Origin of the sequence: Helicobacter felis ATCC 49179 (assembly GCF_000200595.1) — a bacterium.
GTDB lineage: Bacteria > Campylobacterota > Campylobacteria > Campylobacterales > Helicobacteraceae > Helicobacter > Helicobacter felis.
The window spans coordinates 93,469-113,782 of sequence record NC_014810.2; the positions used below are offsets into that span (position 1 = coordinate 93,469).

The 20,314-nt window shown below is 45.5% G+C and carries 20 protein-coding genes; 15 read left to right on the forward strand and 5 right to left on the reverse strand.

Features of this window, described 5'->3' with window-relative positions; all coding sequences use genetic code 11:
- Nucleotides 1-54 precede the first annotated feature (54 nt).
- The 5 genes from HFELIS_RS00540 to HFELIS_RS00560 all read left to right on the forward strand — a co-directional run bounded on the left by HFELIS_RS00540 (nucleotide 55) and on the right by HFELIS_RS00560 (nucleotide 5,104).
- The gene (locus HFELIS_RS00540; protein ID WP_013468582.1) at nucleotides 55-618 is read left to right on the forward strand and encodes a YceI family protein; all 564 of its coding nucleotides are present in this window, start codon (nucleotides 55-57) and stop codon (nucleotides 616-618) included.
- 1 nt (nucleotide 619) lies between these two features.
- The gene (locus tag HFELIS_RS00545; protein WP_013468583.1) at nucleotides 620-2,596 is read left to right on the forward strand and encodes an ATP-dependent helicase; all 1,977 of its coding nucleotides are present in this window, start codon (nucleotides 620-622) and stop codon (nucleotides 2,594-2,596) included.
- Nucleotides 2,597-2,707: 111 nt separating this feature from the next.
- Nucleotides 2,708-3,199 (forward strand): PAS domain-containing protein, encoded by a 492-nt coding sequence (locus tag HFELIS_RS00550; RefSeq protein ID WP_013468584.1) that lies wholly within the window; start codon nucleotides 2,708-2,710, stop codon nucleotides 3,197-3,199.
- A 10-nt stretch (nucleotides 3,200-3,209) separates the two neighbouring features.
- A complete protein-coding gene (locus HFELIS_RS00555) occupies nucleotides 3,210-4,346 on the forward strand; it encodes a methyl-accepting chemotaxis protein (RefSeq protein ID WP_013468585.1) in 1,137 nt (378 codons plus the stop codon).
- 41 nt (nucleotides 4,347-4,387) lie between these two features.
- Complete coding sequence (locus HFELIS_RS00560) at nucleotides 4,388-5,104, forward strand: hypothetical protein (RefSeq protein ID WP_013468586.1); 717 nt, start codon at nucleotides 4,388-4,390, stop codon at nucleotides 5,102-5,104.
- 27 nt (nucleotides 5,105-5,131) lie between these two features.
- Here HFELIS_RS00560 and HFELIS_RS00565 read toward each other — a convergent pair whose 3' ends face one another.
- Nucleotides 5,132-6,289, reverse strand: coding sequence for a pyridoxal phosphate-dependent aminotransferase (locus tag HFELIS_RS00565; protein WP_197531886.1), 1,158 nt, complete (start codon nucleotides 6,287-6,289; stop codon nucleotides 5,132-5,134).
- Between the two features lie 128 nt (nucleotides 6,290-6,417).
- Here HFELIS_RS00565 and HFELIS_RS00570 point away from each other — a divergent pair, with 128 nt between their 5' ends.
- The 10 genes from HFELIS_RS00570 (at nucleotide 6,418) to selD (ending at nucleotide 16,186) form a co-directional block, all read left to right on the forward strand.
- On the forward strand, nucleotides 6,418-7,425 hold the full coding sequence (locus HFELIS_RS00570; protein WP_013468588.1) for an outer membrane protein: 1,008 nt from the start codon (nucleotides 6,418-6,420) through the stop codon (nucleotides 7,423-7,425).
- A 157-nt stretch (nucleotides 7,426-7,582) separates the two neighbouring features.
- On the forward strand, nucleotides 7,583-8,566 hold the full coding sequence (locus HFELIS_RS00575; RefSeq protein WP_013468589.1) for a lipid A deacylase LpxR family protein: 984 nt from the start codon (nucleotides 7,583-7,585) through the stop codon (nucleotides 8,564-8,566).
- Between the two features lie 14 nt (nucleotides 8,567-8,580).
- A complete protein-coding gene (locus HFELIS_RS00580) occupies nucleotides 8,581-9,408 on the forward strand; it encodes a hypothetical protein (protein ID WP_013468590.1) in 828 nt (275 codons plus the stop codon).
- Nucleotides 9,405-9,743: a diacylglycerol kinase gene (locus HFELIS_RS00585; protein WP_013468591.1), complete on the forward strand. Its 339-nt coding sequence runs from the start codon at nucleotides 9,405-9,407 to the stop codon at nucleotides 9,741-9,743. The genes HFELIS_RS00580 and HFELIS_RS00585 overlap by 4 nt, the downstream gene beginning before the upstream one ends.
- Nucleotides 9,719-12,172 carry a DNA gyrase subunit A gene (gene gyrA, locus HFELIS_RS00590; RefSeq protein WP_041302672.1) on the forward strand — a complete coding sequence of 818 codons (2,454 nt, stop codon included), beginning with the start codon at nucleotides 9,719-9,721 and terminating at the stop codon, nucleotides 12,170-12,172. Before HFELIS_RS00585 ends, gyrA begins: the two co-directional genes overlap by 25 nt.
- The gene (locus tag HFELIS_RS00595; protein ID WP_013468593.1) at nucleotides 12,138-12,569 is read left to right on the forward strand and encodes a hypothetical protein; all 432 of its coding nucleotides are present in this window, start codon (nucleotides 12,138-12,140) and stop codon (nucleotides 12,567-12,569) included. The genes gyrA and HFELIS_RS00595 overlap by 35 nt, the downstream gene beginning before the upstream one ends.
- Before the next feature lies 1 nt (nucleotide 12,570).
- The gene (locus tag HFELIS_RS00600) at nucleotides 12,571-13,710 is read left to right on the forward strand and encodes a sigma-54-dependent transcriptional regulator (protein ID WP_013468594.1); all 1,140 of its coding nucleotides are present in this window, start codon (nucleotides 12,571-12,573) and stop codon (nucleotides 13,708-13,710) included.
- A 45-nt stretch (nucleotides 13,711-13,755) separates the two neighbouring features.
- The gene (gene cysK / locus HFELIS_RS00605) at nucleotides 13,756-14,679 is read left to right on the forward strand and encodes a cysteine synthase A (RefSeq protein ID WP_013468595.1); all 924 of its coding nucleotides are present in this window, start codon (nucleotides 13,756-13,758) and stop codon (nucleotides 14,677-14,679) included.
- Nucleotides 14,660-15,172, forward strand: coding sequence for a serine O-acetyltransferase EpsC (epsC, locus tag HFELIS_RS00610; protein ID WP_013468596.1), 513 nt, complete (start codon nucleotides 14,660-14,662; stop codon nucleotides 15,170-15,172). Before cysK ends, epsC begins: the two co-directional genes overlap by 20 nt.
- Nucleotides 15,173-15,226: 54 nt before the next feature.
- On the forward strand, nucleotides 15,227-16,186 hold the full coding sequence (gene selD / locus HFELIS_RS00615; RefSeq protein ID WP_013468597.1) for a selenide, water dikinase SelD: 960 nt from the start codon (nucleotides 15,227-15,229) through the stop codon (nucleotides 16,184-16,186).
- On the opposite strand, the gene HFELIS_RS00620 is transcribed toward selD, so the two are convergent.
- From HFELIS_RS00620 to dnaG, 4 genes are all read right to left on the reverse strand, one after another.
- Nucleotides 16,183-16,545 carry a hypothetical protein gene (locus tag HFELIS_RS00620; protein WP_013468598.1) on the reverse strand — a complete coding sequence of 121 codons (363 nt, stop codon included), beginning with the start codon at nucleotides 16,543-16,545 and terminating at the stop codon, nucleotides 16,183-16,185. The genes selD and HFELIS_RS00620 overlap by 4 nt on opposite strands.
- Nucleotides 16,546-16,663: 118 nt before the next feature.
- Nucleotides 16,664-17,512 (reverse strand): DUF5718 family protein, encoded by an 849-nt coding sequence (locus HFELIS_RS00625; protein WP_013468599.1) that lies wholly within the window; start codon nucleotides 17,510-17,512, stop codon nucleotides 16,664-16,666.
- Nucleotides 17,513-17,545: 33 nt separating this feature from the next.
- Nucleotides 17,546-18,604: a 7-cyano-7-deazaguanine synthase gene (locus HFELIS_RS00630; RefSeq protein WP_013468600.1), complete on the reverse strand. Its 1,059-nt coding sequence runs from the start codon at nucleotides 18,602-18,604 to the stop codon at nucleotides 17,546-17,548.
- Complete coding sequence (dnaG, locus tag HFELIS_RS00635; RefSeq protein ID WP_013468601.1) at nucleotides 18,582-20,264, reverse strand: DNA primase; 1,683 nt, start codon at nucleotides 20,262-20,264, stop codon at nucleotides 18,582-18,584. The genes HFELIS_RS00630 and dnaG overlap by 23 nt, the downstream gene beginning before the upstream one ends.
- Nucleotides 20,265-20,314 lie beyond the last annotated feature (50 nt).

The following is a 20,314-nucleotide window of genomic DNA, read 5'->3' on the forward strand; positions in this document are numbered from 1 at the left end:
TAGCACAAAAACCATATGCTATAATTGCCCCACTTTGTTTAGAAAAGGGTGGTTGTGAAGCGTTTTTTACGATGTTTGGTGGCGTTATGTGCCTTGGGTGTGGGTTTAAAAGCAGAAGAATACGCGATTGACAACGCCCATAGCCGGGTGGGTTTTAAAGTCAAGCATCTCAAGCTTAGTTCTGTGCATGGGGATTTTAAAAACTACAGCGCGGTGATTGACTTTGATCCAAAAAGCCATGTCTTTAAAAAGTTGGACGCAACCATTAAAGTGGTATCTATTGATACAAATAATGCCAAGAGAGACGCACATTTGCGCTCAAATGAGTTTTTTAAGGTGGAAAAATACCCCGATTTGCACTTTGTGATGCAAAAATACGAAAAAGTGAACGCAAGTCATGGGCGCATGGTAGGCACTCTCAACATTGCAGGAGTGGATCATAAGGTGGTGTTGCAAACGGAAGTGGGGACAACCCAACATCAAGGGCAGAATAAATTAGGTTTTTCTTTAAGTGGGAAAATCAAACGCCTAGACTTTAAATTAGCTCCAGAAAAATCCACACATCTTATTGGCGATGTTGTGATGTTAGACATCGAAATCGAAGCCACTCAAAAATAGCGTGCAACTCAATAGCGAACAAATCCAAGCGACCCAAGCGCGTTTGGGGCGCAATCTCATCATCGCCTCAGCGGGCACGGGCAAAACTTCTACCATTGTTGGGCGAATCATACACTTGTTAAAGCAAGGGATTAGCCCCCATGAAATTCTCTTACTCACCTTCACCAATAAGGCGAGCTTAGAGATGAAGGAACGCCTAGCCATCCACACCCCGCATGCCCAATTCATCCAAGCGGGAACTTTCCATGCCACAGCTTACCGCCACCTCAAAGAACTCTACCCTCATTTGAGCCTCAAACAACCTAAAGAATTATGCGTCTTGTTAAAAAGTGTGCTAGAGGGTATGCCCGCAGGAGAGGATTTTTATAGCGCGAATTTTCTCTACGATCTGCACTCTTTGTATTTAAACGCACAAAGACCAGAGAGTTTTAGTGATTGGATTATTGCGCGTAATCCCGATCAAGAAGAACACGCTGAATATTACGAGATCGCTTTAGGCTTGTTTGAAGAACTCAAGCAAGAACACCACTATGTGGATTACAACGACTTGTTATTGCTTTTTAGACAAAGAATGCAAGAGGAAAGGGTTGGTTTTGTGGAGGTGCTCTGTGATGAATACCAAGACACCAACCCTCTGCAAGATAGCATTTTAGATACCATCAACCCACCTAGTTTGTTTTGTGTGGGGGATTACGATCAAAGTATCTACGCCTTTAATGGAGCGGATATTTCCATCATTGGGAATTTCACAACTAAGCACCCTAACGCGCGCGTCTTCACGCTTAAAAAAAATTACCGCAGTTCACCAGCAATCCTAGCCTTAGCCAATAAAGTCATTAATCATAATCCTAGACTCTACCCAAAAAGCTTGGAAGTTGCCAAAACCACCAGTTTATCTACTCCACAACTCTTAGAATTTGAGGAGTTATTTTTGCAGTATAGGGGGATTGCTAGACATATCGCTAGTCGTGGGAATTTTGAAGAAGTGGCGGTGCTATTTAGAAATAATAGCAGCGCGGATGGTTGCGAGGCTTCTTTGAGGGAACTTGGCGTGCCCTCTAAGCGGCGGGGCGGGGGATATAGCTTTTTTGATGCTAAAGAAGTGCGCTTAATTCTTGATGTGTGTGCGTTTTTGAGCCATCCTAAGGACATGATGGCGAGCTTGCAAATTTTGAGTTATGGGCATGGGATTGGCAATGCTGTAGCTAGAGAACTGTATATGGCGTTGCAAATTTTAGGCGATGGAGATAGCAAAAAAGGTTTATTGCACCCCAATAATAAAGACCCCTACCCACAAAACAAGCAAACAGGGGGGTTATTTGAAGAATTTTTTTCTACAGAAACAGCCATGCGTTTTAAAAACCATGTCCCCTCTACTTTCAACACCCACCCCCTTTTAAAGCACCCCAAACTCACCGCCACCACAGCAAGCTTTTTAGGAGATTTTTTCACTCTTTGTCAAACCCACCCTTTAAGCCCCCAAGAAAATATTTCTCATATCTATAACTCTGCGTGGTTTAGGGCCATAATGGAGAATTTGACTAAAGAGCGCGCCAAAAATAAAGATGGAAGTATAGACAGCAGGAGGCAGGAAATCGCCGCACAGAAAATCTTGCGCAAGATCACACTTTTAAGCGATTTGGCAAAACCTTATAAGAGTTTAAAAGAATTTTTAAGCGCGATGGCATTAGATGCGAAGGAAAATTTAAATGGAGAGGGGGTGCATTTACTAAGTATCCATGCCAGTAAGGGGTTAGAATTTAAAGAAGTGTATGTGATCGACTTAATGGAGGGGCGTTTTCCTAACACTAAACTCGCCAAGCAGAGCGGAAGTTTAGAAGAAGAACGCCGCTTATTCTATGTGGCCACCACACGGGCTAAAGATCACCTCTATTTGTCCTATGCCAAGAAAGATAAGATTAAAGATATTGAATATCGGCCTTCATGTTTTCTCAAAGAAGCGGGCCTCATTCCCTAAGATGTTACCTCAAAACCCCCAAATGCAGATATGCTAAGTTAGTTAATGTGTGCCATGTTCTCTGTAAGCCAAGGCGTGCTATAAAAACATACCAAAAAGCAAGGAGCGCGTTTGGAAAAGTTTGTGGATCGCAATTATTTCTTGGTTACCAAGACAAATATTAAGGGTGTGATCACCTATGCTAATAAGCCTTTTATAGATATTGTGGGGGGCGATGGGGAAAGGGCTTTATTGGGCAAACCACACAATGTGGTGCGTCATCCTGATATGCCAAAACTGATCTTTAAAATGATGTGGGATGCGATCAAGCACAAGCAAGAAATTTTTGCTTATGTGAAAAACAAGACTTTTGATGGAAATTTTTATTGGGTTTTTGCCAATGTAACGGCGTCTATTGATGCGAAGGGGGAGGTCGTGGGCTATTATTCTGTGCGCCGTGCGCCTAATAAAAAAGCGGTAGGAATTGTGAACACTCTTTATAAAAATCTATTGGCTGCAGAAAAACGCGGAGGCGTGCAAGCAAGCGCAAATCTCTTGCAAGAAAGTCTTGATAAAGAGGGGTGCGACTATCACGAGTGGATCAATAGACTCCAAAGATTATAAAGGATAAGTAATGTTAGGCTTTTTTAAAGGTAGAGATGACACTCTACAAAAGATTCAGGACCTTGTGAACGCCGTTCGGGATGGTCATTTAGAACACCGCATCACCAATATTAATGAAAAAAGCCTTTATAGCGCTATTGCCTATGGACTTAACGACTTGCTAGATCAAATAGAGTCTGTGTTTAGAGAGATCAACGCCTGCGTGCAAGCTGCTCATGAAGGCAAAGATTACCGCACCGTCTTTTTAGAGGGTTATCGGGGGGTGTTTAAACAATATGCCCAAAATGGAGAGGTACAAGTTGCTGGGATCACCGCCATTAACAATAGTGAGATTGTGTTACGGCTTGCCGCAATGGATGGAGGGGCAAAGGGGATTAGGGATGTGATTGCCAAATTGGATGATAAAATCAAGCAATGCGTTACCAATAAAAAGTTGATGGAATACATTGAGGCCAATTCAGTGGCCAGTCAGGAGCAGGTTCGAGGTATTCAAAAGGATCTGTCTTCTTTTAATGAAAATTGTACCCATATTGGCGCAGTGATGGATGATTTGGGCAATAAGATGGATTTTGTGATGCAGGTAACCAATGTGATCAGTGATATTGCCGATCAAACAAATTTGCTCTCTTTAAATGCGGCCATTGAAGCAGCTAGAAGTGGGGAACATGGACGAGGCTTTGCAGTGGTAGCTGATGAAATCCGCAAATTGGCCGAAAGGGTGGCCAAAGAGGTCAATAGCATCAAGGAGAGTTTTAATCATTTTCAAGAGGACATCGTCAAATTAGGCAAGGAGTTTGATGAAGTGGGTTCTCTTAGTGCAAGCATCCAACAACATTTTGAAGCGTTCCACGAACTTTTAAAAAAATATGTGCAAAGCAGTCACGAGAGCTTAGAAAATAACCGCGAGTTAGAGACAGGTTTAAAACATGTCATGCGCCATATTGAGTGGATTATCTTAAAAATGAATCTTCATAGAAGCGTGATTACTAATGAGAAAAAGAATATCGATCTAGAGAAGGCCGTGAATACGGAGAGCTTAACGATGGTGCATGAAGTTTTGGACCATCTCAAGGCGCATTATAGGCATAATGAAGTAGAGGAGATGGTCGAACGCCTGCGCACTTTAGATGCAGTTGAAGTGCCTTGATTTAGACAATCCATGTTAAAATTCCAATAAAAAGGGTCGCAATGAAATATGTAAAGCTTGCAATAGCGGTGATTTTCACCTTAGGTCTTTTTATGGGTGGCTTGGCCTTTGAACGCTTTGTTTTGGGCAAACACTCCTCTTTTAGAGAGGTTAGCAAAATCACCATGCCCCTCCAAGTTGCCCAACAAATCACTCCAAAAGCCTATAGCGCACACTTGGTTTTTAGCAGCACCAATGCACTTTTGGAGGCCAAAAGTTTAGAAGCCACTCAGAAACAAGCGATCAAGGAGAGCTTTAATCAAATCAATAAGTTGGCTAAAGATAGTGGTTTTTGCCAGCAGACCTCCTATAATTTGCACCCAAACTATAGTTTTCTCAATGGCAAACAAGAATTGAGCGGGCATGGCTTAAACGCCGTGATGATCTGCAATCTATCCACCTCTAAACTTGATAGCTATGAGAAATTCAAGAACAAAATCGTGCAGATTGCGACTCAAAATGGGTTTTTTGTCCTCAACACGCCTGCTCTTTACCCTAGCATGCAAGATATGGATTGGACTCCTCTACAAAATGCGTTATTGAAGAAAGCTCAAGACAAGGTTGCAACACTGAGTCGAGAGCTCAAAAAACAATGCCGCATGCAACACTTGAACTTTTTCCCCGATCGCGGGCCCGTGCGTTTTAGTGCGCAAGAACTAGAAAAGCCTGCTCCTCAAACTTTTAAGTTGATGGCTAAATTGGGCGTGCATTGTCAGTAACCCCTCCTTTTTGCGGGCATAAAAATTTTATGCCCTTTGCTCCATAAATTCCTTTAATCTTGCTAGTCCTTTTTTGATCTGTTCGAGCGAACAGGCATAGGACATGCGCACAAAACCCTCCATCTCAAAGGCAGAGCCGGGCACCAACGCCACGCCTTGACTCTGTAACAAATCTTGGCAAAACTCTACACTAGAATGAGGGATTTTAATCCACACATAAAAAGCCCCCTGTGGCTTGAGGCAACTCAGACCTTCAACGGTATTGATCCCTGCATAAGCCACATCGCGGCGCTCCTTAAAAGCCAAGCGCATGCGCTCCACATCTGCATTCACTGCTCCACTGAGGGCGTACACAGCGGCGTATTGGGCGATGGAATTAATATTAGAAGTGCTATGGCTTTGCAGAGCGACCATGTGTTTGAGTAAAGTCTTATCCTTAGTGCCCAAAAAGCCCACACGCCAACCCGTCATACTGAAAGCTTTAGAGAGTCCATTAATAGTGATGGTGCGCTCTAGCATGCCAGACAAGGCTCCAAAGGCGTAAAATGCCCCATCATAAACTAATTTTTCATAAATTTCATCGCTCAACACAAAGGCGTTAGAAGTGGCGATTACTTGGGCTAGGGCTTCTAATTCCTCTCTGGAATAAACCATGCCTGTGGGATTAGAGGGGGTGGTGAGCACGATGATTTTGGTTTGGGCATTGAGCGCGCTTTTGAGCTGTGCGGGGGTGATCTTAAAACCGCTCTCTGCGTTGGTGGGCACAAAGACTGCTTTAGCTCCACTATAGCGCACAAGCTCTGGATAAGTTACCCAACAAGGGGTAGGGATAATCACCTCATCTTCAGGATTGAGCAAGGCCTGAAACACATTAAACAGGCATTGCTTGGCCCCATTGCAAAGCATCACCTCATCGGGGGCATAATCAAGCTGGTTTTCTTGCTGGAATTTTGCGCTCACGCTTTTAAGCAGATCGGGTATCCCTTTTACGGGAGTGTATTTGCTATGTCCTGCTTGAATTGCCTTGATAGCAGCTTGTTTGACACTCTCTGGAGTATCAAAGTCCGGCTCACCTGCGCTAAAACTCAAAATATCTCTGCCCTGTGCCTTGAGCTCTTGGGCTAAGGTAGTGATGGCTATGGTGCTAGATTCTTGAATCTGTGTGATTTGTTTAGAGTACATGATAATCCTTGTGCTTAGTATAAAACAATCCTACATACTAGCAGTGCAAACATGAAAATTCGCTATAATTACAAGTTTAGAGAATTGGTTTGCTAGGCTCTCTAATCTAATTTTGCTGTGAAAGGGTTCTTGTGTCTTTTAACACAACAAACAACAAACAACAAACAACAAACAACAAACAACAAACAACAAACAACAAACACACACTTCTAAGCCTTAGTGTTGCCACACTTCTCTCTTTATGCCCTCTGAGTGCAGAAGATAATGGCATGTATGTGCAGGGTGGTTTCCAGTATTCTAACTTTTCAGGGCAACGCACCCAAGATCTCACCTCTTATACCTTTGCCCCTGAAAGTGGTGCTTCTTGTGATGAGTATCATGGTGCGGATTATTTACCCGGCTCAACAACTACATGCCGATGGGGTGGTCGTGTGGGCGTAAACCCCTACAATGGTAATTTATACGGCGCAGATATCCAGCTTGGATACAAGCAATTTTTTGGCAAGAGCAAGCACTTTGGATTGCGCTATTATGGTATGTTTAGCGGACAGGGTGGGCGCGCTAGCTCGGTTGTCACCAGTATATTCAGGAGTACTAATATCTTAAACCAACCCTCTGCTAACCTCTTTTATGGTGTGGGGATGGATGCCCTCTTTAACTTCTATGAACGCAATCACCGTACCTTTGGGATGTTTGTAGGGTTTATGATTGGAGGGAGCACATGGCTGATGGGTAAAAGCACCTCTCCGGATAACTGCCAATGGACAACAACGACAGAAACAGCGACAGAGGTTAAAACAGCCTGTGCAACTATGAACGAAAGTTTCAAAAATGAAGCTGATCGTATTAACAACCCCTACACGCCACCCGGTGCCACTCCTAAGGAAAAAACAGGCAAAGCCACTTTCTCCCCCACCGCCTTCCAATTTATCTTTAATGTGGGTTTACGCACCAACTTCACCAAACATCAGGGCTTTGAATTTGGTGTGCGTATTCCCACTATCGACGATCCCTACTTCACCATCAAAAACACAAAAGGCGAGGGCAATGGATACTTGGATGGAGGGATTGATTCAAGCGAAAAAGTTATTTTTAGACGCAATGTTGCCCTCTATTGGAACTACGCCTATAATTTCTAAAATATTGGGGGGTTAACCCCTAAAAGTTTCTATACAGACAAAGCCTACAAAAGCAGATGTTTTTAATTTATTTCTGGGGGGAGGTTGGGTTAGTTTTTGATTTTTAGACAAAAAAGATCAAAGTGTCAAAGTATAAATTTTTGCTATAATAAAATCTATGCGTTGCTTGCTCCCCTTGCTCTTTTTGTTGTCCGGCTTGAGCGCGGTTTCTCTTGTGCCCTATAAAAGGCAATATATCGATTTGCTTAGTGAGAACGATGCCTATATCGATCCCTACATCGATCGCTACTACACGGCTGGGACACGCATCGGCTGGGCGAGCAAGGAATACGATTTTAGCCACTCTAAAATGGCATGGCTAGACTATTTGAGTTTACAGATTCAAAAGCCTAAAGTCAGCCGTTTTACTCTCTATTTGACCCAAACCATGTTCACTCCAACTTTAGCCCACCGCACACTCACCACCCCAGTAAGAGGCGATCATCTCTATGGGGGTTGGTTGCGCGCACAATTAGGAATCTTGCAAAGAAGTGAGCATACCTTAGAGACTTTGGCGATCTCTATGGGCACGACAGGGCCGGGGGCTTTAGCAGGTAAAACCCAAGATTTGATTCACACTTGGGGGCACGATCCTAAGTTTTTAGGTTGGGGAAGTCAAATTAAGAATGAATTTATTTTTGAGATTCACTATTCTTGGCTACAAAAAGTCCCTCTTCTTAAAAGCCGTTTTTTTGATGTGGATATGCTGGCTGGCGCGGGGATGGATCTGGGTAACGCTATTACAGATTTTAAGTTAGGTTCTATGTTGCGCTTGGGGTATAATCTGAGTGTAGATTTTGGACCTAATAAAATCAACACGGGTTTTAGCGGAGGGATGCCCGTGAGCGATAAGTTTTCACTATATATCTTTGCCGGGGCCACAGGCAAATTCCAACCCATCGATGTTTTTGTGCAGGGCAATAGCCCCACCACAAGGGGGATCACCGCTTTGCCCTATTTTCTCTATAATGCTGAGATTGGGATCGCGATTGCCTACAAGGGCACTAGGCTTTCCTTTAGCGCGATCGATTTGAGCAAGACTTTTAAAGACCAACCCCGAAACCACAATATTGGGAGTATAGAATTGGACATTGCATTTTGAAAAAAAGGAAATTTTTGCGGATTCTTGTCATCGCAGGCGCGTTATTGGTTGTGGGATTGTTGGGGGTGGGGCTTAAACTCAGCCATGACATTAAAAAAACCCTGCAGGATAGCTTGAATCACTTGGGCGCGCATATCCACGCTGCCCCCTTTGAGTGCTCGGGCTTTAAGCACATTGAGTGCGTGAGCGCAGGGGTTAAAAACCCTGATCTAGGCCCTATTGTGGTGCAATTAGCACAAGTCAAAAACGATGGCTTGGAGTTTGAGCTAGATATCAAACAGATCCAAAGCGCCAAAAAATGGACACCCAAGAGCGCGCATTGCACTCTCACTCTCCAGCTCAAAGATCAGACACTCCACACACAAAGCCAATGCCAAGCCCCCGGGGAGTTAGGCTATGCGCTGGGACTAAAAGCCCGTCTTAAAGACCCTCAAAAGCCCCTCAATCTTAAATCTCTCTTACAGACCAACGACCTTAAAGCATTGCAAGCGCATGTAGAAACCCTAGATGTGGACTTGAAAAGCAAGGATTTTAAAGCGATTTTATTGCCCCTCTTGCAAGAATCCGGCGATCTCAAAGACCCTAAGGACTACCAAAAAGCCCTAGCAGATATTCAAAAATCCTTTCAGGGCATCGTGATCGTGGGTTTGATGGTAGCCGGCTTGCAAGAAGAGGTTACGCACGCCCAAGACTTGATTAAAGCCTTTAACGCCTTTGCCAAAAATGAAAAAGATCATTTCGGTTTTACTTTGCACAATAAAGACCCCCATTTTAAATCTTTAGATTCTCTAGATAACCCATGGGAGTTTTTGCCCCACTTGAGCCTAAAAGTGCACCCATGAAGCGCATTTTACAGGCATGGCTTTATTCAAAGGCAGGTTTAAAAGCAGCCTTTCATGACGAGCCGGCGTTTAAACAAGTGGTGTTGCTCGCACTTTTGGGCTTTGTGGGGGCGTGTTTTGTAGCGCATACCTTTAGCCAATTTGCCCTTTTAGTTCTGCCCGGGGTGTTGTGCGTGGTGGTGGAATTGCTCAATAGCGCCATTGAAAACGCCGTAGATTTCACCGGTACCCACCAACACCCCCTAGCCAAGAAGGCTAAGGATATGGGCAGTGCTGCCCAACTGATCGCTCTGGTGTTTTTCGCGCTCGTATGGGGGGCTTATTTTGTATTCTAGGAGAAGTTTTGCAACCCAAGATTGAAGATATCCGCATTGAAGAATCCCTAAAAGAGAGTTATTTAGACTACTCTATGAGCGTGATTGTGGGGCGCGCTCTGCCTGACGCTAGAGATGGGCTAAAACCCGTGCACCGCCGCATTTTATACGCCATGCACGAGTTAGGTTTGGGTTCTAAAGTGCCCTATAAAAAAAGCGCGCGCATTGTGGGGGATGTGATCGGTAAATACCACCCCCATGGGGATAGTGCGGTTTATGAGGCCTTAGTGCGCATGGCACAAGACTTTTCTATGCGCTTGCCCCTAGTGGACGGGCAGGGCAATTTTGGCTCGATCGATGGAGATAATGCTGCAGCGATGCGCTACACTGAAGCGCGCATGGCAGCTCCTAGCGAGGAGCTTCTAAGAGACTTAGACAAAGACACCATCGACTTTGTGTCCAACTACGACAGCACTCTCAAAGAACCCGACATTCTGCCCAGCCGTCTGCCTAACTTGCTCATCAATGGCTCCAGTGGGATCGCTGTGGGGATGGCGACCTCCATCCCACCCCATCGCCCCGATGAAATCATCGATGCGTTGATTTATGTGCTAGAAAACCCCCAAGCTGAATTGATCGACCTTGTAGAGATCGTGCAGGGGCCAGATTTCCCCACCGGGGGCGTGGTCTATGGCAAGGCAGGGATTTTAGAGGCTTATACTACGGGGCGAGGGCGCATTAAAGTGCGCGCCAAGAGTCGGGTAGAAAAACACAATAACCGCGAGACAATTATTATTGAGGAAATCCCCTATCAGGTCAATAAAGCCAAGTTGGTCGAGCAGATCAGCACCCTAGCCAAAGACAAGATTGTAGAGGGCATTGCAGAGGTGCGCGATGAATCCGATCGCGAAGGGGTGCGTGTGGTCATTGAGCTGAAAAAAGACGCGTATTCTGAAATTGTGCTCAACCATCTTTACAAGTCTAGCAATATGGAGATCACCTTTAGTATTATCTTGCTAGCTATTTATAATAAAGAACCGCGTGTATTCAATCTCTTAGAGTTGCTGAAACTCTTCTTAGTCCATCGCAAAAGTGTGGTGATTCGGCGCACCATCCACGAACTAGAAAAAGCCAAAGCACGCGCGCACATCCTAGAGGGGCTAAAAGTTGCCATGCAACACAGCGAGGCGGTGATTGCTCTGATTAAGGGAAGCGCGGACGCGCAGGGGGCTAAGGACTTATTGATGCAAACCCACCATTTGAGCGAGGAGCAAAGCAAAGCCATTTTAGATATGCGCTTGCAACGCCTTACCGGGTTAGAACAAGAAAAAATCCAGCAAGAGCACACCCAGTTACAAGAAAAAATCGCGCTCTTAGAAGAGATTTTACAAAATGCAGACAAGCTCAACGCCTTGATCAAAGAGGAGCTTTTAGAGGTCAAAGAGAAATTTAGCACTCCAAGAAAAACCCAGATTGAAGAGGATTATGAGGGGATTGGCATTGAGGATTTGATCGCCCATGAGGACATGGTGGTAACCATCAGTCATAAGGGCTATGTGAAGCGTGTGCCTTTAAAAGTGTATGAACAGCAAAGGCGCGGAGGCAAGGGCAAAAACTCTGGCAACACCCACGAGGACGATTTTATCGAGTCTTTTTTCATCGCCAATACGCATGACACGATTCTATTCATCACCAACACCGGGCAACTCCATTGGCTCAAGGTGTATAAAATCCCTGAGATGGGGCGTAATGCGATTGGGCGCGCCTTGGTCAATTTGATCGACTTACAACCCGGGGAGAGTATCAAGGCGACCATTCCTACTAAGGATTTTGACGCGGATAAATCCCTTGTGTTTTTTACCAAAAATGGCATCGTCAAGCGCACAGAACTCAGCGCTTTTGGGCGCATTAGAGGGGGCGTGCGCGCCATTGTGTTAGAAGAGGATGACGCGCTAGTTACGGCTAAGATCATCGACTCTAGTGTGCAGGAACTCTTTATGGCCAGCTCTAAGGGGATGTGTATCCGCTTTAGTGTGGAGAGTGTGCGCGAGATGGGGCGTGTGGCTAGGGGGGTTAGAGGCATGCGCCTAAGAGAGGGGGATTTTGTGATCGGAGCGGGGGGGGTTAGCTCAGATGAGCAAAAGTTACTCAGTGTGAGTTCCAAGGGCATAGGCAAACAGACTCTAGCGGGGGCTTACCGCGCACAGGGGCGGGGCGGTTTGGGTGTGATTGGGGTCAAAATCACGCCCAAAACGGGTCATCTTGTGGGGATTGTGAGCGTGGATGAGGGGCAGGATTTGATGTTGCTTACCAAAAGCGGGAAGATGATTCGCATGCCTATGGAAACCATCCGCGAAACCGGGCGCAATGCTAGTGGGGTTAAGCTGGTGCAGATGGAAAGCGATGAGGTGGTCTATGCGAGCACCTGCCCTAAAGAAGAAGTCGAGTAAAGTCTTTTTATTGGTGTGCCTGATGGGGCTTTTGCGCGCACAGGATTTTGTGATCTCCTATGCCATGCAGGTGCACAATGGAATCGCCCAGCGTCAAGCTTTTGGGATCGCGCGCGCGCTAAGAGATCACACCAGCAAGGCGTCTTATACATGCGAAATCCCGGTCAATGAGCCCAAACTCCCCCCCAAACAAGAGCCTTTTTTGCTAGATATTTTGTTAAAAAGTTACCAAGATGAGGTAGTAGATTGTCTGTATCAAGGCGAAGTGCGCATTGAAAGCAGTGGCTTTAATACACATTCTCAAAACCAAAACCGCGCCACCTTGCGCATGGTCGCCCCTGCTAATGTGCGCTTAGAGGGGGGGTTATTGGTGCTTGAAATTTATACAAGGAGATAGCATGAAAATTGCCATTGTGGAAGATGACATCAACATGCGCAAGAGTTTAGAGCTTTTTTTTAGCGATCAGGAGGATTTAGAGGTGGTCGCCTTTAAAAGCCCTAAGGACGCGCTCAAAGCCCTAGATGAGAGTTTTGAGCTCATCATTACAGACATCAACATGCCCCAAATGGATGGGTTAGAATTTTTACGCAAGCTAGAGGGGCGTTATGAAGCCATTGTGATCACGGGAAATGCCACACTCAACAAAGCCATTGAATCGATTCGCTTAGGGGTGAAAGACTTTTTTCAAAAGCCCTTTAAGCCCGAATTGCTTTTAGAGTCTATTTATCGCAGTAAAAAGGTGCTAGAGTTTCACAAAGTCCACCCCGTCAACAAAGCTTGTAAAAAGGAATTTTTTATCGCCACTTCGCAGGCTTTAGAGGCGGTGCAAAAACAAGCCCTCAAGGCAGCAGCCACAGATGCGAGCGTGTTTTTACAAGGACCTAGTGGGGTGGGCAAAGAAGTGTTTGCCCACTTTATCCACGAGAACTCTAAGCGCAAGGGCGCGCCCTTTGTGGCGATCAACATGGCAGCAATCCCGGAACATCTTTTGGAATCTGAACTCTTTGGCTATGAAAAGGGGGCATTCACGGACGCCACCACTGCCAAAGCAGGGCTCTTTGAGAGTGCGCATAAGGGGAGCGTGTTTTTAGATGAGATCAGCGAGATGCCTTTGAAATTGCAAAGCAAGCTTTTAAGGGCGATCCAAGAAAAGGAGATCACGAGGTTAGGCAGTCATAAGCCCATTAAAATTGATGTGCGTTTCATCGCTGCGACCAATACTAACATTCAAGAAAAGATCAATGCCAAAGAATTTAGGGAGGATTTGTTTTTTCGCCTGCACACTATCCCGCTTAAAATCCCCCCTTTAAGGGAGCGCAAGGAAGAGATTTTACCCTTAGCGGAATGGAAACTACAAGAAGTGCTGTGCGCCTATGATTTGGGAGAGAAAAGTTTTAGTGAGGGGGCGCAGGAATGTATGCTCAATTACACATGGCATGGCAATATCCGTGAACTACTCTCTGTGGTGGAGAGGGCGGCGATTTTGAGCGAAGGGGTACAAATTAGCGAAAAGGATCTCTTTTTAGAGAGAAGTTAACTTCTTTGTGTTACTCATGGGCATCTTGTATAGGAAGGATTGAAAATGGTTTATACGAATGCTTTGGAACTCATCGGGCACACCCCCGTTTTGAAAACGAGCCACCTTTTAGAAGAGGGCTCGGCGGATTTCTTTGTCAAGTTAGAAAAGTTTAATCCGGGTGGGAGTGTCAAGGATCGTGCCGCTTTGGGAATGATTGAGCAAGCAGAAAAGGACGGGCGACTCACTAAGGGAATGACCATTATTGAGCCCACCAGTGGGAATACGGGAATCGCTTTAGCTTTGATGGGACTGCTCAAGGGTTATAGAGTGGTGATTGTGATGCCTGAGACGATGAGCATTGAGAGGCGCGAACTCATTAGGGCTTATGGGGCGGAACTCATTTTAACAGAGGGGGCAAAGGGCACTAAGGGGGCGATTGATAAAGCCCTAGAGCTAGGACAACAAGAGGGCTATTTTATCCCTCAACAATTTGAAAACCCCGCTAACCCCCAAAAACACTACGACACCACGGCACAGGAAATTTTAAAAGATTTACCCAATGTAGACGCGGTGGTGTTGGGTGTGGGCACGGGGGGCACGATCGCAGGCGTGGGGCGCAAATTTAAAGAGCAGAATCACCACGCTAAGATCATTGCGGTAGAACCCGCCCAATCGCCCATCTTAAGCGGAGGCACGCACAGCCCGCATAAGATTCAAGGGATCGGCGTGGGCTTTGTGCCGGGTAATTACGATAAAAGCGTAGTCGATGAGGTGATTGCCGTAGATGAGCGCGATGCGATGCACACCGCTAAACTCTTTGGAGAAAAGGAGGGGATTTTAGTGGGTATTTCTTCAGGGGCAGCCATTTTTGCCGGGTTGCAGGTAGCACGCAGATTAGGCAAGGGGAAATCCGTCTTAGCCATTGCCCCTGATGGAGGAGAAAAATACATCTCCACTGGACTTTATGATGCTGGACTTGGATTATAGCCTAGAGCGCGCTTTGCAACAAGACCCCGCTGCGCGCAATAAATGGGAGGTGTTGTTGCTCTATCCGGGAATCCATGCCCTGTTGGCTCACCGCCTAGCCCACGCTTTGCACAAGCGTAGATTCTTTTTTATCGCCCGTGCCCTCTCGCAGTTGGTGCGCTTTATCACCGGGATAGAAATCCACCCGGGCGCACAGATTGGACGGGGCTTATTCATCGATCACGGTATGGGTGTGGTGATTGGGGAAACCACCCAAATAGGCGATGATGTAACCATTTATCACGGGGTAACTTTGGGAGGCACGGGCAAGCTCAAGGGCAAACGCCACCCCACTTTGGGCGATCGCGTGGTGGTGGGAGCGGGCGCAAAGGTTTTAGGGGCTATCACGATCGGGGATGATGTCAAAATCGGCGCGAATGCGGTGGTAGTTTCAGATTTGCCCAACGGAGCGACAGCAGTGGGCACAAAGGCTAAGACCATCACAAAGGAATAGATATTGGCAAAAGCATTAACCCAATTTGTACGCTGTGCGGGTTGAGCGGCTAAGGTGGGTCTGGAAGACCTCAAACAAATTACCGCCCAGCTCACACAACCTCGTTTAAAAGGCGTTGTATTAGACTTCAGCGATAAAGATGATTGTGGAGCGATACAAGTGGGAAGCTCCTTGCTCGTGCAAAGCGTGGATGTGATCCCCCCTGTAGTCGATGATCCCTATACTTATGGGCAGATCGCTACGGCGAATGCGCTCAGTGATGTTTTTGCTAAGGGCGCGCGTGCGATCAGCGCGCTAAGTATTTTGGCTTGGGATCAAGAACATGTGAGCTTGGAGAGTGTGCAAGCGATCATGCAAGGCTCTTTAGACAAACTTAATGAGTGCGCTTGCCCGCTCTTGGGTGGGCATAGTCTAGCTGATGTGGAGCAGAAATACGGGCTCAGTATTACCGGGGCTGTGCAAAAATCTTTATGGCGCAATGATGGCGCGCAGGTGGGAGATGCGATCATTTTGACTAAACCTTTGGGCAGTGGGATCATCACCACCGCGCTAAAACGCAAAATCTTAAAAGAAGCACCCCAAGCGATCGCTAGCATGGCGGCATTGAACCTTAGTGCTATGGAGTGTTTGTTAAATTTTGGCGTGCATGCCTGCACGGATGTAACCGGTTTTGGGCTAGTGGGACATTTGTGCGAAATGCTTAATCCCGCAATTTCCATAGAGATCAACACGGGCACGATCCCCCTTTTAGAAGGGGCTTTGGAATTAGCTAAACAAGGTGTGTATCCGGGAGGAAGTGTTGCCAACAAAAAAGCCCTGCAGGCGCGTGTGCAGAGCCAAAGTAAACTCCCTAATATACTTTTTTATGATGCGCAGACTTCTGGAGGGTTGCTAGTAGCCATAGGGGCTAAAGAGGCGCAAGAGTGCCTACACGCTTTGCACGATCGAAGCATCCAAGCGCGTTTAATCGGGGTGTGTGTCCCCAAAAGCACTTTTGAGATTGGTTTGTATTAATCCCAATCAGAGGGGGATCTGCCTTCTTTGATTTTTTGAATTTTGACTTCATAACGCCTGACAGAAGTTAAGGTGTTATTGTGGGTGCGGCGGAATTTTTCAAAAGACTCTCTAATTTGGTGCATAGCGATCTTGTGGCGTTTGGAAAACTCCCGCAATCGCAAATAAATATCGCTCAATGGCTTATAAGCGCGCATGCGATCGATAAAGAATTGGTGGCGAGTGGCGATGTCTCTACAACCATAGAGATTGCGTTTACTCTCTTTAAGGTAGAGGGAATAAACACTTTCCTGTTGCCAATATTCTTGTTTGAGTTTATTGAATTCTTGTTGAGGATTTATGCCTTCTTTCACTTTCATGTTTACTACCTGTTTATAAAGATGAGAATGTAATAATAACCTATCGTTAGTCTATACACCCTTAAAAAATGTTCACAAGTAGCTTTTTGGTGCTACGAGGACTTTAAGTCGCAAGATGTTAGAGTGAATTGTCTTCTAATACGACCTCCTGTTGGATATAGGACACAGCTTTAAGACGGGCCACGCCCAGCTGTTGGTTAGACACCACTTCAAAAATGTGCTCAAAGCTATAACGGCGGTGGTTATAAGCGATGATGGTTACTACATCGCCCTGTTGTAAAAAGTTTTCTTGCGCAAAGGGCATGTAGGGGGTTGCTCCAATAGTGATGATGCATTTAGAGGTTAAGTGCTGGGATCGCAACACCTCTTGCAAATCTTCTAAACTTCCCTCTTCTTTTTGAGTGTTGCACATTTCCACAATCCAGCTTAAAAGTTTGTCGTAGAAATACTCGTATTTGACCAATTTAGAATTTTCCCCATAGACATGAGTTTGGCCCTCTCTAGTTAAGAACGAAGCGATGGAATAATCATTGCACACTCCCCCATAAACAAAGCGATCGATGAGCAACTTCTCACCCATACCCTTAGACCCTTTAGAAAAGTTTTTCTTTTGAGAAAGTTTGTCTGCCTGCAAGTTGCGAATCGAAGTATCATTAAAAGCCATAAAATGGCTGGGCACCACGCTTTTTACAAACCCTTCTTTGTCATAAAGGATTTCACATTCTAGGGCGATTTCTGGCTCGGCTTGCACATGCAAATGCGCCATTTCTGGAGTCAAAATAATGCGGTGATTATCCATGCAATAACGCCCCAAATACCCCTGATCATAAGGAAGATAAAAAGGAAAAAGCCCCTTAGGTGCGTCTTTTTCAATGTGCTTCATATTGATGAAAGTATGGATTTCACCCGCTTGTTCTAAATGCCTTGCAAAATTTCCCACAACCCCTAAACCGATAAATTTTTCCATCTCTAGCTCCTCATCGCGCCATTATATCCACTCTCAACCCATGAAAAGATATTTTTGTGCCTCTTCTCTATGCAGAGGATTTAAATGTAACACTGTATCCCCTACTTGCACACGATAGAGTGTATCAGCTTGGCTTTTACCATACCCTAGCACAATGCGCGCAGCCAAATTCTTTTCCTCTATGCTGGCGTGTTTTTCTACCAGTCCTAATGGTCCCTTGCAATCTAGCAATTCGATGCGATCCATCAAGGGGTGTTGAATATCTAGTTTGGTATTTTCTAGCTCATTGCGTGCCACCACGCAGCGCGCCCCCCCCACCACCATGTAACGCCCCACTTTGACAAGCAAATTATCTTGGACGACCATTTTTTGTTGGGTGTTTTGGCGGTGGGCTTGGAGGTCTTTAAGTTTTTGACTCACACTCAAATCTGTAAGCAGACACCCCCCGCTAGGGTTTTCATAATGCTCTAGCCCAAGTTCTTTGATCTTGGCTAGTTGCCGCACACGACTACGCCCCTGCACATCCCAAAGTTTAGAACGATCTAGCCAGCCTTGTTTTTCCATAAAGCTAGGCTCTAGTAGTTGCGCGCTCATGGGTCTGAGTAAAAGTTGATCTAAAAATTGGGGCTTATTAGGGTTGTTACCCTCTCGATCCAAAATCCCATCAAAGCACTCTTCAGCCCCAAAATTGCGCACGAGTTGTTGGACTTGCCCTAACGCCTCCTTGCGCTGACTCTTAGGTCTTTGCCCTAAAACCTCCCCACTGATCACAAAATCCGCTTGTAATTCTAAGAGTTTGTAAAAGGCTTGCCTAAACATGTTGGCATGGCAGTCAATGCAGGGGTTAAAGTATTTACCATAGCCGTATTTGGGCTTAAAAAGCACCTCATCAAAAAACTGTTCTTGAATGTCGCACAAAAGCAACTGCGCACCCACTTGCGCGCTAGCTTTTTCTAGGTATTCTCTTTTGTCCTTATTGCCCCCAAACCCGATATTAAAATGCAGGGCGATCACCTCAATCCCTTGAGAAGCCACCAAGTGCATGGATAATAAACTATCTAATCCCCCACTAAATAAGGCTAAGGCTTTCATAATAGTCTCCTTTTCTATCCCTTAGTTGTTTTATTTTAATACCCAAATCTATAAACATTTGCATGCGCTCCTTAGCGTCTAAATTCGAATAGAGCGTATTGATCTGTTGGCGTTGCTCTTTATAACTTACGAGTAAAAATTTGATAAACTCCTCCTTAAATCCATGTTCGTGCATAGGTAGTCTTGAATCTAGAAGAATATGGAGTAATCTAGGGTCTTGGTGTTTGCCCGCTAATAAGGCCAGCAATTCATTGTTTAAAACCTTAAAGAACGCCATTTCTAAGAACGGGCGCACGCGCTCCAATAAAGCTGGATCACTTATTAAATACTTGAGAATCAAAGCTTCTGTAACGTATCTGGATTCGTTTTGTTGGAGTTTTGGCGCATTTGTCCATTTGGAAGGCTGGGCTTCTTTATGGCGTGCCACAGATACAAGAGTGGGTGGGATGCCTAAAAGATGTGCGATGGTGTCGCGATAATCTGCTTGCAGTAGTGGAGAGAGAGTTTGGATAAAATCCAACATTTCCTGCAAAGCTTTTTGTTTAAACAAGGGGTCAAGGCGATCGATGCGCTCATAAATGGCGCGTATTACATACTCAGCAAAAGGGATAGGTTTGTTTAATAGCGCGCTTATTCCCTCCACCTGCCCTTGGGTAATCATATCTGCTGGGTCTAAGCCATTTTCAAATAACACCACCCCCCCCAATCTATTGGCTTGTGCGAGCATTTTAGCCCCCTTAAGCGCAGCTGCTCTGCCCGCCTTATCCCCATCATAACCCACCACCACATCCGGATTAAAACGCTCAATGAGGGGCAAGTGTTGTTCGGTTAGAGCTGTGCCTAGAGTGGCAACTGCGCTTTTAAAGCCGGCTTGATGGAGCAAGATCACATCTAAATACCCTTCTGTTAAGATGAGTTTTTGGCTTTTGGCGATATCTTGGCGTGCTTGGAAATAACCATAGAGTAATTTAGACTTATTGAACAACGCGCTTTGAGGGGAGTTGATATATTTAGCTACATTGGCTTGGGGTTGTAAAATCCGCCCCCCAAAACCTACGATTTTTCCATTGGGATTATGGATAGGAAAGATCAGGCGGTTATGAAAGCGCGCGTAGATTCTCCCCCTCTCATCCTGCCCTAAAACTCCTAGCTCTAAAAGGGCTTGCCTATCCAATCTCTGGCATTGAATCTGCTCTAACACCCGCGATCCTACACAAAAGCCTAAACGGAACTCTTGCACACTTTTAGCCTGCACATCCCTACTTGCTAAATAATCCTGCGCCTCCTTGTGGTGCTTTAGCAATCCCTCATAACAACGCGTCATTTCCTCTAAGAGGTCTAATTCTTGGGGGTGTTTAGGTTGGGTGGTGGTGTATTGCAAAGAGATAGAAAACATGTTGGCGAGCTTTTGCACCGCTTCTACAAAATCCAATTGCTCGTATTCCATCACAAAGGTGATCGCATTGCCATACTTGCCACACCCAAAACATTTGAAATTATTGCGCATGGGATTGATAGTAAAACTAGGGGTCTTTTCATTATGGAAAGGGCAGATAGCCACATAAAGATTACCCGCCCTCTTGAGTTCTAGGTAATTTTGCGTTACAGCCACAATGTCAGCAACCTGCTTAAGCTGTTCTAGGGATTCTTGGGTGATCATGGGCGCATAGTAGCTAAGATGAACTTATTTGTCAAAAAGATTATTGATAG

Coding starts and splice junctions, on each gene's coding strand:
- HFELIS_RS00555 (WP_013468585.1), top strand. CDS start 3,210: ATGTTAGGCTTTTTTAAAGGTAGAGATGACACTCTACAAAAGATTCAG.
- HFELIS_RS00560 (WP_013468586.1), top strand. CDS start 4,388: ATGAAATATGTAAAGCTTGCAATAGCGGTGATTTTCACCTTAGGTCTT.
- HFELIS_RS00575 (WP_013468589.1), top strand. CDS start 7,583: ATGCGTTGCTTGCTCCCCTTGCTCTTTTTGTTGTCCGGCTTGAGCGCG.
- HFELIS_RS00585 (WP_013468591.1), top strand. CDS start 9,405: ATGAAGCGCATTTTACAGGCATGGCTTTATTCAAAGGCAGGTTTAAAA.
- gyrA (WP_041302672.1), top strand. CDS start 9,719: ATGGGGGGCTTATTTTGTATTCTAGGAGAAGTTTTGCAACCCAAGATT.
- HFELIS_RS00595 (WP_013468593.1), top strand. CDS start 12,138: ATGCGAGCACCTGCCCTAAAGAAGAAGTCGAGTAAAGTCTTTTTATTG.
- HFELIS_RS00600 (WP_013468594.1), top strand. CDS start 12,571: ATGAAAATTGCCATTGTGGAAGATGACATCAACATGCGCAAGAGTTTA.
- cysK (WP_013468595.1), top strand. CDS start 13,756: ATGGTTTATACGAATGCTTTGGAACTCATCGGGCACACCCCCGTTTTG.
- epsC (WP_013468596.1), top strand. CDS start 14,660: ATGCTGGACTTGGATTATAGCCTAGAGCGCGCTTTGCAACAAGACCCC.
- HFELIS_RS00620 (WP_013468598.1), bottom strand. CDS start 16,545: ATGAAAGTGAAAGAAGGCATAAATCCTCAACAAGAATTCAATAAACTC.
- HFELIS_RS00625 (WP_013468599.1), bottom strand. CDS start 17,512: ATGGAAAAATTTATCGGTTTAGGGGTTGTGGGAAATTTTGCAAGGCAT.
- HFELIS_RS00630 (WP_013468600.1), bottom strand. CDS start 18,604: ATGAAAGCCTTAGCCTTATTTAGTGGGGGATTAGATAGTTTATTATCC.
- dnaG (WP_013468601.1), bottom strand. CDS start 20,264: ATGATCACCCAAGAATCCCTAGAACAGCTTAAGCAGGTTGCTGACATT.